The following is a 13,566-nucleotide window of genomic DNA, read 5'->3' as shown; positions in this document are numbered from 1 at the left end:
GAGAGCGCCCGCCGTGGGGCGGGTCGGGGCTGTTTCTCAGCCCCGACGCCCGACCGCCGCACCCCTTACACCGAGGTTAGCCATGTCCACCACTCCCGCCACGCCGAAGGTCGGCTTCGTCAGCCTGGGTTGCCCCAAGGCCCTGGTCGACTCCGAACGCATCCTGACCCAGCTGCGCATGGAAGGTTACGAAGTCGTGCCGACCTACCAGGACGCCGACGTGGTAGTGGTCAACACCTGCGGCTTCATCGACAGCGCCAAGGCCGAGTCGCTGGAAGTGATCGGCGAAGCGATCAAGGAAAACGGCAAGGTCATTGTCACCGGCTGCATGGGTGTCGAGGAAGGCAGTATCCGTGACGTGCACCCGAGCGTGCTGTCGGTCACCGGCCCGCAGCAGTACGAGCAGGTGGTCAATGCCGTGCACGAAGTGGTGCCGCCGCGCCAGGACCACAACCCGCTGATCGACCTGGTGCCGCCCCAAGGCGTGAAGCTGACCCCGCGTCACTACGCCTACCTGAAGATTTCCGAAGGCTGCAACCACAGCTGCAGCTTCTGCATCATCCCGTCGATGCGCGGCAAGCTGGTCAGCCGTCCGGTCGGCGAAGTGCTGAGCGAGGCCGAGCGCCTGGTCAAGGCCGGGGTCAAGGAGATCCTGGTGATCTCCCAGGACACCAGCGCCTACGGCGTCGACGTCAAGTACAAGACCGACTTCTGGAACGGTCGCCCGGTCAAGACGCGCATGCTCGAACTGTGCGAGGCCCTGAGCAGCCTCGGCGCCTGGGTGCGCCTGCACTACGTGTACCCGTACCCGAACGTCGACGACGTGATCCCGCTGATGGCTGCCGGCAAGATCCTGCCGTACCTGGACATCCCCTTCCAGCACGCCAGCCCCAAGGTGCTCAAGGCCATGAAGCGCCCGGCCTTCGAAGACCGCACCCTGGCCCGCATCAAAAACTGGCGCGAGCAGTGCCCAGAGCTGGTGATCCGTTCGACCTTCATCGTCGGCTTCCCCGGCGAGACCGAGGAAGACTTCCAGTACCTGCTCGACTGGCTGACCGAAGCCCAGCTCGACCGCGTCGGCTGCTTCCAGTACTCGCCGGTCGAAGGCGCCCCGGCCAACGACCTGGGCCTGGACGAAGTGCCGGATGACATCAAGCAGGACCGCTGGGACCGCTTCATGGCCCACCAGCAGGCGATCAGCGCGGCGCGCCTGCAACTGCGCATCGGCAAGGAGATCGAGGTGTTGATCGACGAAGTCGAGGAGCAGGGTTCGGTTGGCCGCAGCTTCTTCGATGCGCCGGAAATCGACGGCAGCGTGTTCATCGACGGTGACCACGGCTTCAAGCCAGGCGACAAGGTGCGCTGCCGCGTGGTCGACGCCGACGAATACGACATGTGGGCCGAACCGATCTGAAGGTCTTGCGCCTGAATATAGCCTCGCCGCACTGGCGGGGCTTTTTTTTGCATCTATGTTTCCTGTAGGAGCGGGCTCTCCCCGCGATAGCGCCACAGGAAACACCACGCCATGCCACCCTCCCTCACCCTGCAAACCCCACACCTGAGCGACTACCCGGCGCTGGTGCAAATCTGGGAAGACGCCGTGCGCGCCACCCATGACTTCCTCCCCGACGCCTACATCGTGCTGCTGCGCGAACACGTGCTGCGCCGCTACCTCGACGCGGTGATGCTGGTCTGTTGCCGCGACCCCGCGCGGCGCATCCTGGGCTTCGCAGGCGTGGCCAATGGCCGGGTCGACATGCTCTTCGTCGACCCGCGCCACCACGGCCAAGGGGTGGGCAAGCGCCTGCTGCGCTACGCGATCGACGAGCTCAACGCCGAACGCCTGGACGTCAACGAGCAGAACCCCAAGGCCCTGGGCTTTTACCTGCATGAGGGCTTCGAAGTGGCCGGGCGCTCGGAGACCGACGGCCTGGGCCAACCCTACCCTCTGCTGCACCTGCGCCTGGCCCATGCGAAAGGTGCAGATTCCCGGGCTGATTGACGCCCAGGCAGGTACAATGGCGGCCTTTTCCCCTTGCGCGAACGTCTGTCCATGTCCGAACCCATCCGCCTGTCCAAACGCCTCATCGAGCAGCTCGGCTGCTCTCGCCGCGAGGCCGAGCTGTACATCGAGGGTGGCTGGGTCACAGTCGATGGCGTAGTGGTCGAACAACCGCAGTTCAAGGTTGACGCCCAGCGCGTCGAGCTGCTGCCCGGCGCCCGCGCCGACGCCCTGGACCCGGTCACCCTGCTGCTCAACCTGCCCGCCGGCCAGGACGCCGAAGCCGGCCGCATCAGCATGACCCTGGCCAGCCTCAGCGAAGCCCACCGCGAAGGCGTGCGGCCCCTGCACGGGCATTTCGCCCGGCTCACCTGCCTGGCCCCGCTGGAGCCAGGTGCCAGCGGCCTGCAGCTGTACACCCAGGACTGGCGAGTGACCCGCAAGGTCGACGCCGACCTCAGGCGCCTGGAACAGGAATACATCGTCCAGGTCAGCGGCGCGGCGCCCGCCTCGGCGCTGGAGCGCCTGGCACGCGGCGTCACCTATAAAGGCCGCGAACTGCCCAAGGCCAAGGCCAGCTGGCAGAGCGAAAGCCACCTGCGCGTGGCCATGAAGAACCCCTTGCCCGGCCAGATCGCCCAGCTGTGCGCCAGTGTCGGCCTCACCGTGCAGGGGATGCGCCGCATCCGCCTGGGCGGCGTGCCGATGGGCAAGCTACCCTTGGGGCAGTGGCGCTACCTGGCCAGCACCGAACGTTTCTAGCATTACCGCCGCGCCCGTTTCGTCGCGGCACTTGAACAGGATTGGCTTTACATGAACCACAACGATGTCCTGCGCAGCCTGCGCTACATGCTCAAGATCAACGACGCCAGGATGGCCGAGATCATTGGGCTGTCCGGCCTCGAAGTAAACCCGGTGGTGCTCGCCACCTACCTGAAGAAGGAAGACGAGGCCGGCTTCGTGCGTTGCCCCGAGCGGGTCATGGCGCATTTTCTCGATGGCCTGGTGATTCACCGCCGCGGCAAGGACGATAGCCGTCCGCCGCAACCGGTGGAACTGCCGGTGACCAACAACACCATCCTCAAGAAGTTGCGGGTCGCCTTCGAGCTCAAGGAGGACGACCTGCACGCGATCCTCAAGACGGTCAACTTCCCCGTGTCCAAACCCGAGCTGAGCGCGTTGTTCCGCAAGGTCGGCCACGACAACTACCGCCCGTGCGGCGACCAGCTGCTGCGCAACTTCCTCAAGGGCCTGACCCTGCGCGTGCGCGGCTGAGTGGTGATGCAGCACAGTGTCTCGCCAGTCGGAGTCGTGCGCTCCTGCTTCAAGGAAAAGTTCGCCATTCCGCGCCAGCCCCAGCTGGCACCCGCCGCGCGCGGCGTGCTGGAACTGCTGCCGCCGTTCGACCAGGGCGACGCGGTGGCGGGGCTTGAGCAGGTCAGCCATGTATGGCTGCTGTTCCTGTTCCACCAGGCGCTGGAAGACAAACCACGCCTGAAAGTGCGCCCGCCGCGCTTGGGCGGCAACAAGAGCATGGGCGTGTTCGCCACCCGCGCCACCCATCGCCCCAACGGCATCGGCCAGTCGGTGGTGCGCCTGGAGGGCGTGGAGCCGGGGCGCCTGTTGCTGTCGGGTATCGACCTGCTGGACGGTACGCCAGTGCTGGATATCAAACCCTACGTGCCCTATGCCGACAGCGTCCTTGACGCGAGCAACCTGATGGCCAGCGAGGCGCCCGCCCCGATCGAGGTGCAGTGGAGCGAGGCGGCGCTGCCCCAGGCCCACGTGCATGCGCTGCGTCTGGGTGAGCCGTTGGTGGAACTGATCGAGCAGTGCCTGGCGCAGGATCCGCGGCCCGCCTACCAGGTGCCACCGCCGGAACGGGTGTATGGGGTGAAGTTCTGGGATGTGCAGGTGCGCTGGCATTACCCGACACCGGAGGTGATCCGGGTGTTGGAGGTGATGCCGGACGGCTCTGCATAACCTGAAGCGGGCTTGCCCCGCGATAGGGCCGGCACAGACACCGCCCCATCAGCCATAAAAAAACGCAGGCCAAGGCCTGCGTTCTTCATGCTGCGTTTTGTCTTACTTCTCGACAAACGCCCGCTCGATCAAGTAGTCGCCCGGCTCACGCATACGCGCGGAAATCTTCAGGCCAAAGCTGTCGAGCACCTCGCTGGTCTCGTCGAGCATGCTCGGGCTGCCGCAGATCATCGCACGGTCGTCCTGCGGGTTGATCGGAGGCAGGCCAATGTCGCTGAACAGCTTGCCGCTGCGCATCAGGTCGGTCAGGCGGCCCTGGTTCTCGAACGGCTCACGGGTCACGGTCGGGTAGTAGATCAGCTTGTCACGCACCGCCTCGCCGAAGAACTCGTTCTGCGGCAGGTGCTCGGTGATGAACTCGCGGTAGGCCACTTCGTTCACGTAGCGCACGCCGTGGACCAGGATCACCTTCTCGAAGCGCTCGTAGGTCTCCGGGTCCTGGATGACGCTCATGAACGGCGCCAGGCCGGTGCCAGTGCTCAGCAGGTACAGGTGCTTGCCCGGGTTCAGGTCGTCGAGCACCAGGGTACCGGTGGGCTTCTTGCTGATGATGATCTCGTCGCCTTCCTTCAGGTGCTGCAACTGCGAGGTCAGCGGGCCGTCCGGCACCTTGATGCTGAAGAACTCCAGGTGCTCTTCCCAGTTCGGCGAGGCGATCGAGTAGGCACGCATGAGCGGACGGCCGTTGGGCTGCTGCAGGCCGATCATCACGAACTGACCGTTCTCGAAGCGCAGGCCCGGGTCGCGGGTGCACTTGAAGCTGAACAGGGTGTCGTTCCAGTGGTGCACACTGAGGACACGTTCGTGGTTCATGTTGCTCATCTAAGGGGGCTCCTGAAGAAAGACGCGATGCGCGCAAAACGCGCAGTTGCGCGATAGTTTAGGGGCAGCGACAATATCTGTTAACTGAATTATCAAGATATGTCTTATCGGTTATATAGATATGCGATTCACCCTCCGCCAGCTCCAGGTGTTCGTCGCCGTGGCCCAGCACCAAAGCGTCTCCCGAGCCGCCAACGTGCTGGCCTTGTCGCAATCGGCCGCCAGCACCTCCATCACCGAACTGGAGCGCCAGTCCAGCTGCCAGCTGTTCGACCGCGCCGGTAAGCGCCTGAGCCTCAATGCCCTGGGCCACCAGTTGCTGCCTCAGGCCGTGGCACTGCTCGACCAGGCCAAGGAAATCGAAGACCTGCTCAATGGCAAGTCGGGTTTCGGCTCGCTGGCGGTCGGCGCCACCCTGACCATCGGCAACTACCTGGCCACATTGCTGATCGGCAGCTTCATGCAGGTGCACCCGGAAAGCCAGGTCAAACTGCACGTGCAGAACACCGCGCACATTGTGCAACAGGTGGCCCACTATGAAATTGACCTGGGGCTGATCGAGGGCGACTGCAACCACCCCGACCTGGAGGTGCAGCAATGGGTCGAGGACGAACTGGTGGTGTTCTGCGCACCGCAGCATCCACTGGCGAAGATCGGTCGGGCCAGCATCGAGTCGCTGTCGCACGAGGCGTGGATCTTGCGCGAACAGGGCTCAGGCACACGCCTGACGTTCGACCAAGCCATGCGTCATCACCGCGCCAACCTCAATATCCGCCTGGAGCTGGAACACACCGAGGCGATCAAGCGCGCCGTGGAGTCGGGCCTGGGCATCGGCTGCATCTCGCGCCTGGCCCTGCGCGACGCCTTCCGCCGCGGCAGCCTGGTGCCGGTGGAAACCCCGGAGCTGGACTTGCTGCGCCAGTTCTACTTCATCTGGCACAAGCAGAAGTACCAGACCTCGGCCATGCGCGAGTTCCTCGACCTGTGCCGCAGCTTCACCGCCGGGGTACGGCGCAGCGACGAGATCGTGCTGCCGACGATCGCCTAGAGCAGGATCACGCCCCACACCAGCGCCACCATACTCATCGCCACCAGTTGCGCGGCGCTGCCCATGTCCTTGGCGTTCTTCGACAACGGGTGGCGCTCCAGGGAAATGCGGTCGATGGCCGCCTCCACCGCCGAGTTGAGCAGCTCGACGATCAGCCCCAGCAGGCACACCGCGATAAGGATGGCACGCTCGGCGCGGCTGACCGGCAGCCAGAAGGCGGTCGGGATCAACAGCACGTTGAGCAGCACCAGTTGGCGGAAGGCGGCCTCGCCCTTGAAGGCGGCGCGCAGGCCGTCCAGCGAGTAGCCGGCGGCGTTGAGGATACGTTTGAGGCCGGTCTGGCCCTTGAATGGCGACATGTGCGTCTATTCACCGATGAAAAGGCCTGCAGGCTAATCCAGCCTGGGTCAAAAAAGCGTGAAGCAGCAGCGACTTAACTGCCGGCAACCGATTCCAGTTGTTGCAGCAGCAAGGCCGCCTGGGTGCGCGTGCGCACGCCGAGCTTACGGAAAATCGCGGTCACGTGGGCCTTGATGGTCGCCTCGGACACACTCAGCTCGTAGGCGATCTGCTTGTTCAGCAGCCCTTCGCAGACCATGGTCAAGACCCGGAACTGCTGCGGCGTGAGGCTGGCCAACCCTTCGCTGGCGGCCTTGGCTTCGGCCGACACATCGACCTTGTCGAACGCCTGCGGCGGCCACCAGACCTCGCCGTCGAGCACCTTTTGCACCGCATCCTGAATCACTTCCAGCGGGCTCGACTTGGGAATGAAGCCACTGGCGCCGAACTCGCGGGACTTGACCACCACAGCCGCTTCTTCCTGGGCCGAGACCATCACCACCGGAATCTGCGGGTACTGCCCACGCAACAGCACCAGGCCGGAAAAGCCGTAGGCGCCGGGCATGTTCAGGTCGAGCAGGACCAGGTCCCAGTCGGCCTTCTCGGTCAGGCGGTTTTCCAGTTCGGCGATGCTCGCCACCTCCACCAGACGCACGTCCGGGCCAAGGCCCAGGGTCACGGCCTGGCGCAACGCGCTGCGAAACAGCGGGTGGTCATCGGCAATCAGGATTTCGTATGTGGCCATCGATCCAGGGGTCCTGTTCTGAGCCAGGCGTGCAGGGGTATGGCGAGCGCCTGGCGGGCAACTCAAGGCACGGCGAAGCCGGGGGTACCCGCCGCCTCGCCGTGGCCGAATCGGCGCCAAGGATGCCGAGCGCGGTCCGGGTGGTCAAGCCAATTGCCCGCCGGGCTCGCCCACCCTGGCTGCCAGCCCCGACAGTATGAACCAATCCGCCTCACCTGCCCCTTGGACTATAGGAAGGTATGCAAACGCTGGTGCGCCTCATCCTGCGGGTCCAGTGGCAGGCGGCGCTTGCCGCTCAGGTAGTGCAGGCTGAACACGTCCAGGTAGGCGTCCAGCGCCTGGGACGCGCGCGCGTCGCCGGCCAGGTCCAGGCACATGGCCGCCACTTCCGCGGTGCAGAAGTGGTCGTCGCGCTTGGAGCGGCGCAAGCGATAGCGCGACATCTGCTCGGCTTGCAGGCTCAGCACCGGGAAGCGGTCCAGATACGGGCTCTTGCGAAACATCTTGCGCGCCTCGGTCCAGGTGGCGTCGAGCAGGATGAACAGCGGCCGCTTGCCCGGCTCGCGCACCACCTCGCTGACTACCCGCTCCTCGGCGACGAATTCGCCGGGGAACACGATGTAGGGCTGCCACTGGGGTTGTTCGAGCAGCTCGAGCAGACGAGGGTCGACCTCGGTGCGCAGCCAGCCGAAGGCCCAGGTGTCGGCAACCAGGTCGGCGATCAACCAGCCGGTGTTGGTCGGCTTCAGCGGCTCGGTGTCGTGCATCACCAGGCAGACACCTGAGTCGGCATCGACCCGCGGCTTCCAGGCGCACAGACAGTGAGTGGCGATCACCCGGCAGTCCGGGCAGCGCTCGGCGCGCGAACCTCGGGCGATGAAGGGTTTGTTGCTGCGCGCCAGGCGCTCGGCGCGCAGGCGCGCTACCGCGTGGCTCATGTACGCGCGCCTGTGGACGGGGTGAAGGTGGACACTGCGACGACTCGGAAGGAAACAGGCGCCCAGTCTACCAGAGCGGGCGTGTCAATTGCCGTGCAGGCACAGGGAGCGCTCCCTTATACTCGCCACTTTGGCGATCCGCGCGCCGGCAGGCGTGCGGTTTAACGGAACGCTGCCTGCCGGCGCCGGTCAAAGCGCCTGTCACCGAACCAGGAGAGATTCATGCTGCGTCTTATCGTCCCGACCCTGAGCCTGCTGCTCGCCCTGCCGCTGGCTGCTCAGGCGGCCTCCAAGCAGGATTACGACCTGAACCAGATGCTGCAGAAGGTCGCCAAGGAAAGCAGCGTCGGTACGCCGCGGGCGGTCAATGAGGACATCCTCGACCAGGGCTACACCGTCGAGAAGGGCAAGGCTCTGGTCAATCACCTGAGCGTGCGTGAAGCCCATGCCCAGCGCATGCTGGAAAACCCGGCGCTGGTGCGCAGCCAGTTGGGCGACAGCGTCTGCCGCAACACGGGCTACCGCCAACTGATGTCCAAGGGCGCAGTGCTGGTCTACCGCTTCACCGTGTACAAGACCAACCAGCCGGTGATGGACCAAGCCTTCGATGCCGCCAGCTGCGTGTCGGGCAACAACAAGAAGAAGTGATTCAGGCCAACTGGTCGTTCGCACTGGCGAGTCGCTGCTCCTCATCGGCGCGCAACTCCGCCAGCAACGCCTGCAAGTAGCTCGACTGGCGCGGCGCGCCTTGCAGGCGGCGCAAGCACTCCCCTTCCACGCTCAGGTGATTGGCCTGGGCGGCATGCTCCAGCAACTGGTACAGCGGTCCATCCACTTCGATGACCAACAGATGCATGGGCCTACCTCGCGTCGCACCCTCTGTTTCTCCAGTTAATCAAAGCCTCGCAGCGATTGGATCCTATCCGACGAGCGGCCAGTCGCGCCCGAATCCGGCACGAAGCGGCGCCAGGGTCTAGATTGATAGCGAACAGCCCGCACTTTTCCGGCAAGCCGAGGAGATTGCCGAAGCCGCGGTGTTGGCGGATCAGCACAATGACGACGAGATGGACTCATGCCACTGCATCATGGCCTTGAAGGCCTACTGCAATGCTCAAGGTGCACGCTTGGGCGACAGCAGCCAGCGACACACGCAGTGTCGCGGCCGGGACACACCATCGACCCGGTCAAAGGTTTTGCTGCAGAAGGAGACGTTGAATGCCTTACCTACCGAATGAACGCCTGTCCAACCACTTCAGGGACCACGGTATCGACCTGAACAAGATTGACGAACAGTTGCAGCTGGTCGCCCCCGACAGCCCCAATTTACCGCTGTACCGCGACATGATGTTGACCGTTCTGCGCATGGCCCATGACGACGCCGACCGCTGGAGCGCCAAGATCACCCTCCAGGCACTGCGCGAGTTGGACCACGCTTTCCGCACCTTGGCGCACTACCGCGGACGGCGCAAAGTCACGGTGTTCGGCTCGGCCCGCACGCCGCTGGAACACCCGATGTATGCCCTGGCCCGCGAACTGGGCGCGACCCTGGCGCGCTCCGAGTTGATGGTCATCACCGGTGCCGGAGGGGGCATCATGGCCGCCGCCCACGAAGGCGCGGGCAGCGACCACAGCCTGGGCTTCAACATCACCCTGCCCTTCGAGCAACACGCCAATGCCACGGTGGACGGCACCGACAGGCTGTTGCCCTTCCACTTCTTCTTCATCCGCAAGTTGTTCTTCGTCAAGGAGGCTGACGCGCTGGTGCTGTGCCCGGGTGGCTTCGGCACACTCGACGAGGCGCTGGAGGTGCTGACGCTGATCCAAACCGGCAAGAGCCCCCTGGTGCCGGTAGTGCTGCTCGACTCGCCAGGGGGCAGCTTCTGGCGCGACGCCCTGGACTTCATCAGCCGCCAACTGGAGGAAAACCGCTACATCCTGCTCAGCGACCTGAAGCTGGTGCGCCTGGTGCACAGCGCCGATGAGGCCGTGGATGAGATCAACCAGTTCTACAGCAACTACCACTCCAGCCGTTGGCTGAAGAACCAGTTCGTGATCCGCATGCAGCACCCGCTCAGCGAAGCGGCGCTGCAGGACGTGCAGGATGGCTTCGCCGACCTGCGCTTGAGTGGCAAGTACCACCAGCACGCCGACAGCGGCTTCGAGCATGAAGAGGGTAACTTCAGCCACCTGACACGGCTCACCTTCGCCTTCAACGGCCGCGACCAAGGCCGTCTGCGCGAATTGGTGGACTTCATCAACCTGCCGGAGAACTGGGCCAAGCCCCAGCCCATGCACACGACCCAGCGGGCCCGGGAGGCCTTGAAGGTCAGCTGAAACGAAAACGGCCTGTACGGCTGACCCGCCCTCGAGGCGCTGGGTCAGCCGTACAGGCCGTCGTTGTCAAAACGCTCAATCGTCGAAGCTGCGCCCGCTGAGCAGGCGCCCAATCATGTCCATGGGAAACCCACGGTAAGCCAGGAAGCGGGTTTGCTGCGCGCGGCTGCGTGGATCTTGCGGGCGTTGCCCGGCGAACTTGCGTTGCCAGACATCCTGCAAGCGTGCCGACCAGTCCACCTCGCTGTCACGCAAGGCCTGCTCGATATCGCCCCGGTTCAAACCGCGCTGGCCCAACTCTTCGCGGATGCGAGCAGGGCCGTAGCCAGCGTTGGAACGATGATTGATGAAGCTTTCAAGATAGCGTGCTTCGCTGAGCAGGCCGTCTTCGGTGAGCCGGTCGAGCGCTTGGTCGATCAGCTCATCCGAAGCGCCGCGCTGACGCAACTTGCGGGTCAGCTCGACGCGACCATGCTCGCGTCGCGCGAGCAGGTCCATGGCTGTCCGCCGAACGGCGACGGGGGTGTCGAGTACGACGGACATGCCAATCAGTAACCGGCGTCGGCGTCAGCCAGGTCGTCGGCATCGGCTTCGGCAGCAGCGGCCTTGCCAGCGGCGGCAACGGCACCCGAGGTGAGCAGCTTCTCGCGGATCTGCTTCTCGATTTCGCCACCGATGGCTGGGTTCTCTTGCAGGTACTTGGCGGCGTTGGCCTTGCCCTGACCGATCTTGTTGCCTTGGTAGCTGTACCAGGCACCGGACTTTTCCACCAGGCCTTGGGACACACCCAGGTCGATGATTTCGCCGTTGCGGTAGATACCCTTGCCGTAAAGGATCTGGAACTCGGCCTGGCGGAACGGTGGCGAGACCTTGTTCTTGACGATCTTCACGCGGGTTTCGCTGCCGACCACCTCGTCACCTTCCTTCACCGCGCCAGTGCGGCGGATGTCCAGGCGCACGGAGGCGTAGAACTTCAGGGCGTTACCGCCGGTGGTGGTTTCCGGGCTGCCGAACATCACGCCGATCTTCATGCGGATCTGGTTGATGAAGATGACCAGGCAGTTGGCGTTCTTGATGTTGCCGGTGATCTTGCGTAGCGCCTGGGACATCAGGCGGGCTTGCAGGCCCACGTGCATGTCGCCCATCTCGCCTTCGATCTCGGCCTTCGGCACCAGGGCGGCCACGGAGTCGACGATGATCACGTCGACGGCGTTGGAGCGCACCAGCATGTCGGTGATTTCCAGGGCCTGCTCGCCGGTGTCCGGCTGGGAGACCAGCAGGTCGTCGACGTTGACGCCCAGCTTGCCGGCGTACTCGGGGTCGAGGGCGTGCTCGGCGTCGACGAAGGCGCAGGTGGCGCCGTTCTTCTGGGCTTCGGCGATGACCGACAGGGTCAGGGTGGTTTTACCCGAGGACTCCGGGCCGTAGATCTCGACGATACGGCCTTTCGGCAGGCCGCCGATGCCCAGGGCGATGTCCAGGCCCAGGGAGCCGGTGGAGATGGCGGGGATGGCCTGGCGCTCGTGGTCGCCCATGCGCATGACCGCGCCCTTGCCGAATTGGCGTTCGATCTGACCCAGGGCCGCAGCCAAGGCGCGCTTCTTGTTGTCGTCCATTGAAATCCTCACGTGATCGACTTGGCCCTGATGGCCGGAATAACTGTATAAGTAGCCAGTATTATTCCACAGGGAAAAGATTCCGCAACCCCCGTCGAGCGATTTACTCGGCACCAAGCTGTAACAAGCCGTCTAGCGCAGCGATCACCGTCTGTCGGCGCACCGCCTCGCGGTCGCCGTCGAAGTGCCGGCGCTCGCTGCTCACGCGGTCGCCGTCGGCCCAGGCCAGCCACACCGTGCCCACCGGTTTGGCCGGCGAGCCGCCGTCCGGGCCAGCGACGCCACTGACCGCCACGGCGAAGCGCGCCCCGCTGGCGGCCTGGGCGCCACGCGCCATGGCCTCGACCACCTCCTGGCTGACCGCGCCGACCTGCGCGAACAGCGCCTCCGGCACGCCGAGCTGGCGGGTCTTCTGGCGGTTGGAGTAGGTCACGTAGCCGGCCTCGAACCAGGCCGAGCTACCGGGAATGCGGGTGATGGCCTCGGCGATGCCGCCGCCGGTGCAGGACTCGGCGGTGCTCACCTGGGCGTTGAAGCGGCGCAGGTGTTCGCCCAGGCGGGTGGAAAGAACGGTGATCGGGTCCATGGCAGGCTCCTGGCGGGTCGGCCCCCTACCCTACCACCCTCAGGGCCGCAGCGCGCGCACGTAGGCCTGGCAGGCGCGCAGGGCGATCAGCCCCCGGTCGCCGTCGTCGGTGATGGCGATAAGGCGTCGAGCATTCGCTGGGTCAAGTCGGGCGCGTACGGCGCCATGATCCACGCCGCCGGCGCCGGCGGCGGCAGGCACTGTGGCACAGGCGCTGTCGCGCTCGACCAGGACTGACAGCCGTAGATCGGCAGTAGCCAGGCGGTCACGCAGGCGAGCCTGAGTCTGTTGCGCATCGGTAAGCTCCTGGAAATGTCTGGTTTCACTGTCGTGCAGGCGTTGCTCGAGGCCCTGGCGCTGCCCGCGCTCGGCGAGCAGCTGGTCGTTGAGCACCTCGGCCTGCTCCACCCGTTGCTGCGCCTGGAGCGTGTCCGACTCGGCCAGCAGCCGTTCGTAGCGCCAGGCCTGGACGTGCCAGGCCAGCGCTGCGGACAGCAGCATGAGCACTGCGTACACACCCAGTTGCAGGCGGCTCAGCACAACACCTCGCGGGCCCGGGCCCAGAGCTTGAGGCGATCGTCCAGGCCGTTGAGGCCGCCGTTGATGTGCCGGGTGATGCGGTTGAACTCGCCACGGTCGGCCAGGGCGTTGAGCCCGCGCGACTGCCAGAACCACGCCGCCGATTCGCAGGCCCAGCGCGGCTGTTCGAGCAACTGCGGCTGCGCCAGGAGGCGCTCGTCGCCGAACAGCGCGCGGCTGCACGCCTGGTAGTTGTTGCGGCCGGTGACCTGGATCAGGCCACGGCCGCAGTAGCGCTGGCCGTCGCCGTCGGCCTCGGGGGTGTTGCCCAGGCGCAGGGCCAAGGGGCCGGTGTCGTAGCGCGACAGGTAGCGGTCGCTGCCCAGTTCCTTGACGTAGCGCAGTTGGCCGGACTCATGGCCGACCTGGGCGAGGAACGCCGCCACGCGCTTGGGGTTGTCGATTTCCCAGCGCGGCAGGGCGGTGTTCAGGGCGGGCAGAAAAACGCCCGCGACGGGGCGGGCGTTGGGGAGGATGGCGAGCAGTTGGCTTTCCGTAAGCATGGGGCCTCCTT

The 13,566-nt window shown here is 65.3% G+C and carries 18 protein-coding genes; 8 read left to right on the top strand and 10 right to left on the bottom strand.

Annotated features, from left to right (window positions below; genetic code table 11):
* The first annotated feature begins 82 nt into the window (after positions 1–82).
* From rimO to tsaA, 5 genes are all read left to right on the top strand, one after another.
* The gene (gene rimO / locus P0Y43_RS07565; RefSeq protein ID WP_275636672.1) at positions 83–1,414 is read left to right on the top strand and encodes a 30S ribosomal protein S12 methylthiotransferase RimO; all 1,332 of its coding nucleotides are present in this window, start codon (positions 83–85) and stop codon (positions 1,412–1,414) included.
* A 111-nt stretch (positions 1,415–1,525) separates the two neighbouring features.
* A complete protein-coding gene (locus P0Y43_RS07560) occupies positions 1,526–2,002 on the top strand; it encodes a GNAT family N-acetyltransferase (protein ID WP_275636671.1) in 477 nt (158 codons plus the stop codon).
* Positions 2,003–2,053: 51 nt separating this feature from the next.
* The gene (locus P0Y43_RS07555) at positions 2,054–2,764 is read left to right on the top strand and encodes an rRNA pseudouridine synthase (RefSeq protein WP_275636670.1); all 711 of its coding nucleotides are present in this window, start codon (positions 2,054–2,056) and stop codon (positions 2,762–2,764) included.
* A gap of 51 nt (positions 2,765–2,815) precedes the next feature.
* On the top strand, positions 2,816–3,277 hold the full coding sequence (locus P0Y43_RS07550; protein WP_275636669.1) for a DUF1456 family protein: 462 nt from the start codon (positions 2,816–2,818) through the stop codon (positions 3,275–3,277).
* A 6-nt stretch (positions 3,278–3,283) separates the two neighbouring features.
* Positions 3,284–3,985, top strand: coding sequence for a tRNA (N6-threonylcarbamoyladenosine(37)-N6)-methyltransferase TrmO (tsaA, locus tag P0Y43_RS07545; RefSeq protein ID WP_275636668.1), 702 nt, complete (start codon positions 3,284–3,286; stop codon positions 3,983–3,985).
* A gap of 102 nt (positions 3,986–4,087) precedes the next feature.
* Here the strand turns inward: tsaA and fpr are convergent, their stop codons facing one another.
* A complete protein-coding gene (fpr, locus tag P0Y43_RS07540) occupies positions 4,088–4,867 on the bottom strand; it encodes a ferredoxin-NADP reductase (RefSeq protein WP_275636667.1) in 780 nt (259 codons plus the stop codon).
* A 121-nt stretch (positions 4,868–4,988) separates the two neighbouring features.
* Between fpr and finR the strand changes: the two genes are divergently transcribed.
* Complete coding sequence (finR, locus tag P0Y43_RS07535) at positions 4,989–5,915, top strand: LysR family transcriptional regulator FinR (RefSeq protein ID WP_275636666.1); 927 nt, start codon at positions 4,989–4,991, stop codon at positions 5,913–5,915.
* On the opposite strand, the gene P0Y43_RS07530 is transcribed toward finR, so the two are convergent.
* From P0Y43_RS07530 to P0Y43_RS07520, 3 genes are all read right to left on the bottom strand, one after another.
* Positions 5,912–6,274 carry a diacylglycerol kinase gene (locus P0Y43_RS07530; protein ID WP_275636665.1) on the bottom strand — a complete coding sequence of 121 codons (363 nt, stop codon included), beginning with the start codon at positions 6,272–6,274 and terminating at the stop codon, positions 5,912–5,914. The two genes, finR and P0Y43_RS07530, sit on opposite strands and share 4 nt — an antisense overlap.
* A gap of 74 nt (positions 6,275–6,348) precedes the next feature.
* On the bottom strand, positions 6,349–6,999 hold the full coding sequence (gene erdR, locus P0Y43_RS07525) for a response regulator transcription factor ErdR (RefSeq protein ID WP_275636664.1): 651 nt from the start codon (positions 6,997–6,999) through the stop codon (positions 6,349–6,351).
* A gap of 227 nt (positions 7,000–7,226) precedes the next feature.
* A complete protein-coding gene (locus P0Y43_RS07520) occupies positions 7,227–7,937 on the bottom strand; it encodes a tRNA-uridine aminocarboxypropyltransferase (RefSeq protein ID WP_275636663.1) in 711 nt (236 codons plus the stop codon).
* Between the two features lie 222 nt (positions 7,938–8,159).
* Between P0Y43_RS07520 and P0Y43_RS07515 the strand changes: the two genes are divergently transcribed.
* A complete protein-coding gene (locus P0Y43_RS07515; RefSeq protein WP_275636662.1) occupies positions 8,160–8,585 on the top strand; it encodes a quorum-sensing-regulated virulence factor family protein in 426 nt (141 codons plus the stop codon).
* A gap of 1 nt (position 8,586) precedes the next feature.
* On the opposite strand, the gene P0Y43_RS07510 is transcribed toward P0Y43_RS07515, so the two are convergent.
* A complete protein-coding gene (locus P0Y43_RS07510; protein WP_275636661.1) occupies positions 8,587–8,793 on the bottom strand; it encodes a hypothetical protein in 207 nt (68 codons plus the stop codon).
* A 359-nt stretch (positions 8,794–9,152) separates the two neighbouring features.
* On the opposite strand from P0Y43_RS07510, the gene P0Y43_RS07505 reads away from it, so the two are divergent.
* Positions 9,153–10,271 carry an LOG family protein gene (locus P0Y43_RS07505; protein WP_275636660.1) on the top strand — a complete coding sequence of 373 codons (1,119 nt, stop codon included), beginning with the start codon at positions 9,153–9,155 and terminating at the stop codon, positions 10,269–10,271.
* A 75-nt stretch (positions 10,272–10,346) separates the two neighbouring features.
* Here P0Y43_RS07505 and recX read toward each other — a convergent pair whose 3' ends face one another.
* From recX to P0Y43_RS07480, 5 genes are all read right to left on the bottom strand, one after another.
* Positions 10,347–10,814 (bottom strand): recombination regulator RecX, encoded by a 468-nt coding sequence (gene recX / locus P0Y43_RS07500; protein WP_275636659.1) that lies wholly within the window; start codon positions 10,812–10,814, stop codon positions 10,347–10,349.
* A 5-nt stretch (positions 10,815–10,819) separates the two neighbouring features.
* Positions 10,820–11,887 (bottom strand): recombinase RecA, encoded by a 1,068-nt coding sequence (recA, locus tag P0Y43_RS07495; RefSeq protein WP_275636658.1) that lies wholly within the window; start codon positions 11,885–11,887, stop codon positions 10,820–10,822.
* Between the two features lie 103 nt (positions 11,888–11,990).
* Positions 11,991–12,473, bottom strand: a complete 483-nt coding sequence (locus P0Y43_RS07490) for a CinA family protein (RefSeq protein WP_275636657.1) — start codon at positions 12,471–12,473, stop codon at positions 11,991–11,993.
* Between the two features lie 39 nt (positions 12,474–12,512).
* The gene (locus tag P0Y43_RS07485; RefSeq protein ID WP_430540227.1) at positions 12,513–13,010 is read right to left on the bottom strand and encodes a lysis system i-spanin subunit Rz; all 498 of its coding nucleotides are present in this window, start codon (positions 13,008–13,010) and stop codon (positions 12,513–12,515) included.
* A complete protein-coding gene (locus tag P0Y43_RS07480) occupies positions 13,007–13,555 on the bottom strand; it encodes a glycoside hydrolase family 19 protein (RefSeq protein WP_275636656.1) in 549 nt (182 codons plus the stop codon). Before P0Y43_RS07480 ends, P0Y43_RS07485 begins: the two co-directional genes overlap by 4 nt.
* Between the last annotated feature and the right edge of the window lie 11 nt (positions 13,556–13,566).

It is taken from the genome of Pseudomonas entomophila (genome assembly GCF_029193575.1).
In the GTDB taxonomy this organism is placed as follows: Bacteria; Pseudomonadota; Gammaproteobacteria; order Pseudomonadales; family Pseudomonadaceae; genus Aquipseudomonas; species Aquipseudomonas entomophila_G.
This window is presented reverse-complemented; position numbering and strand designations above follow the sequence as displayed.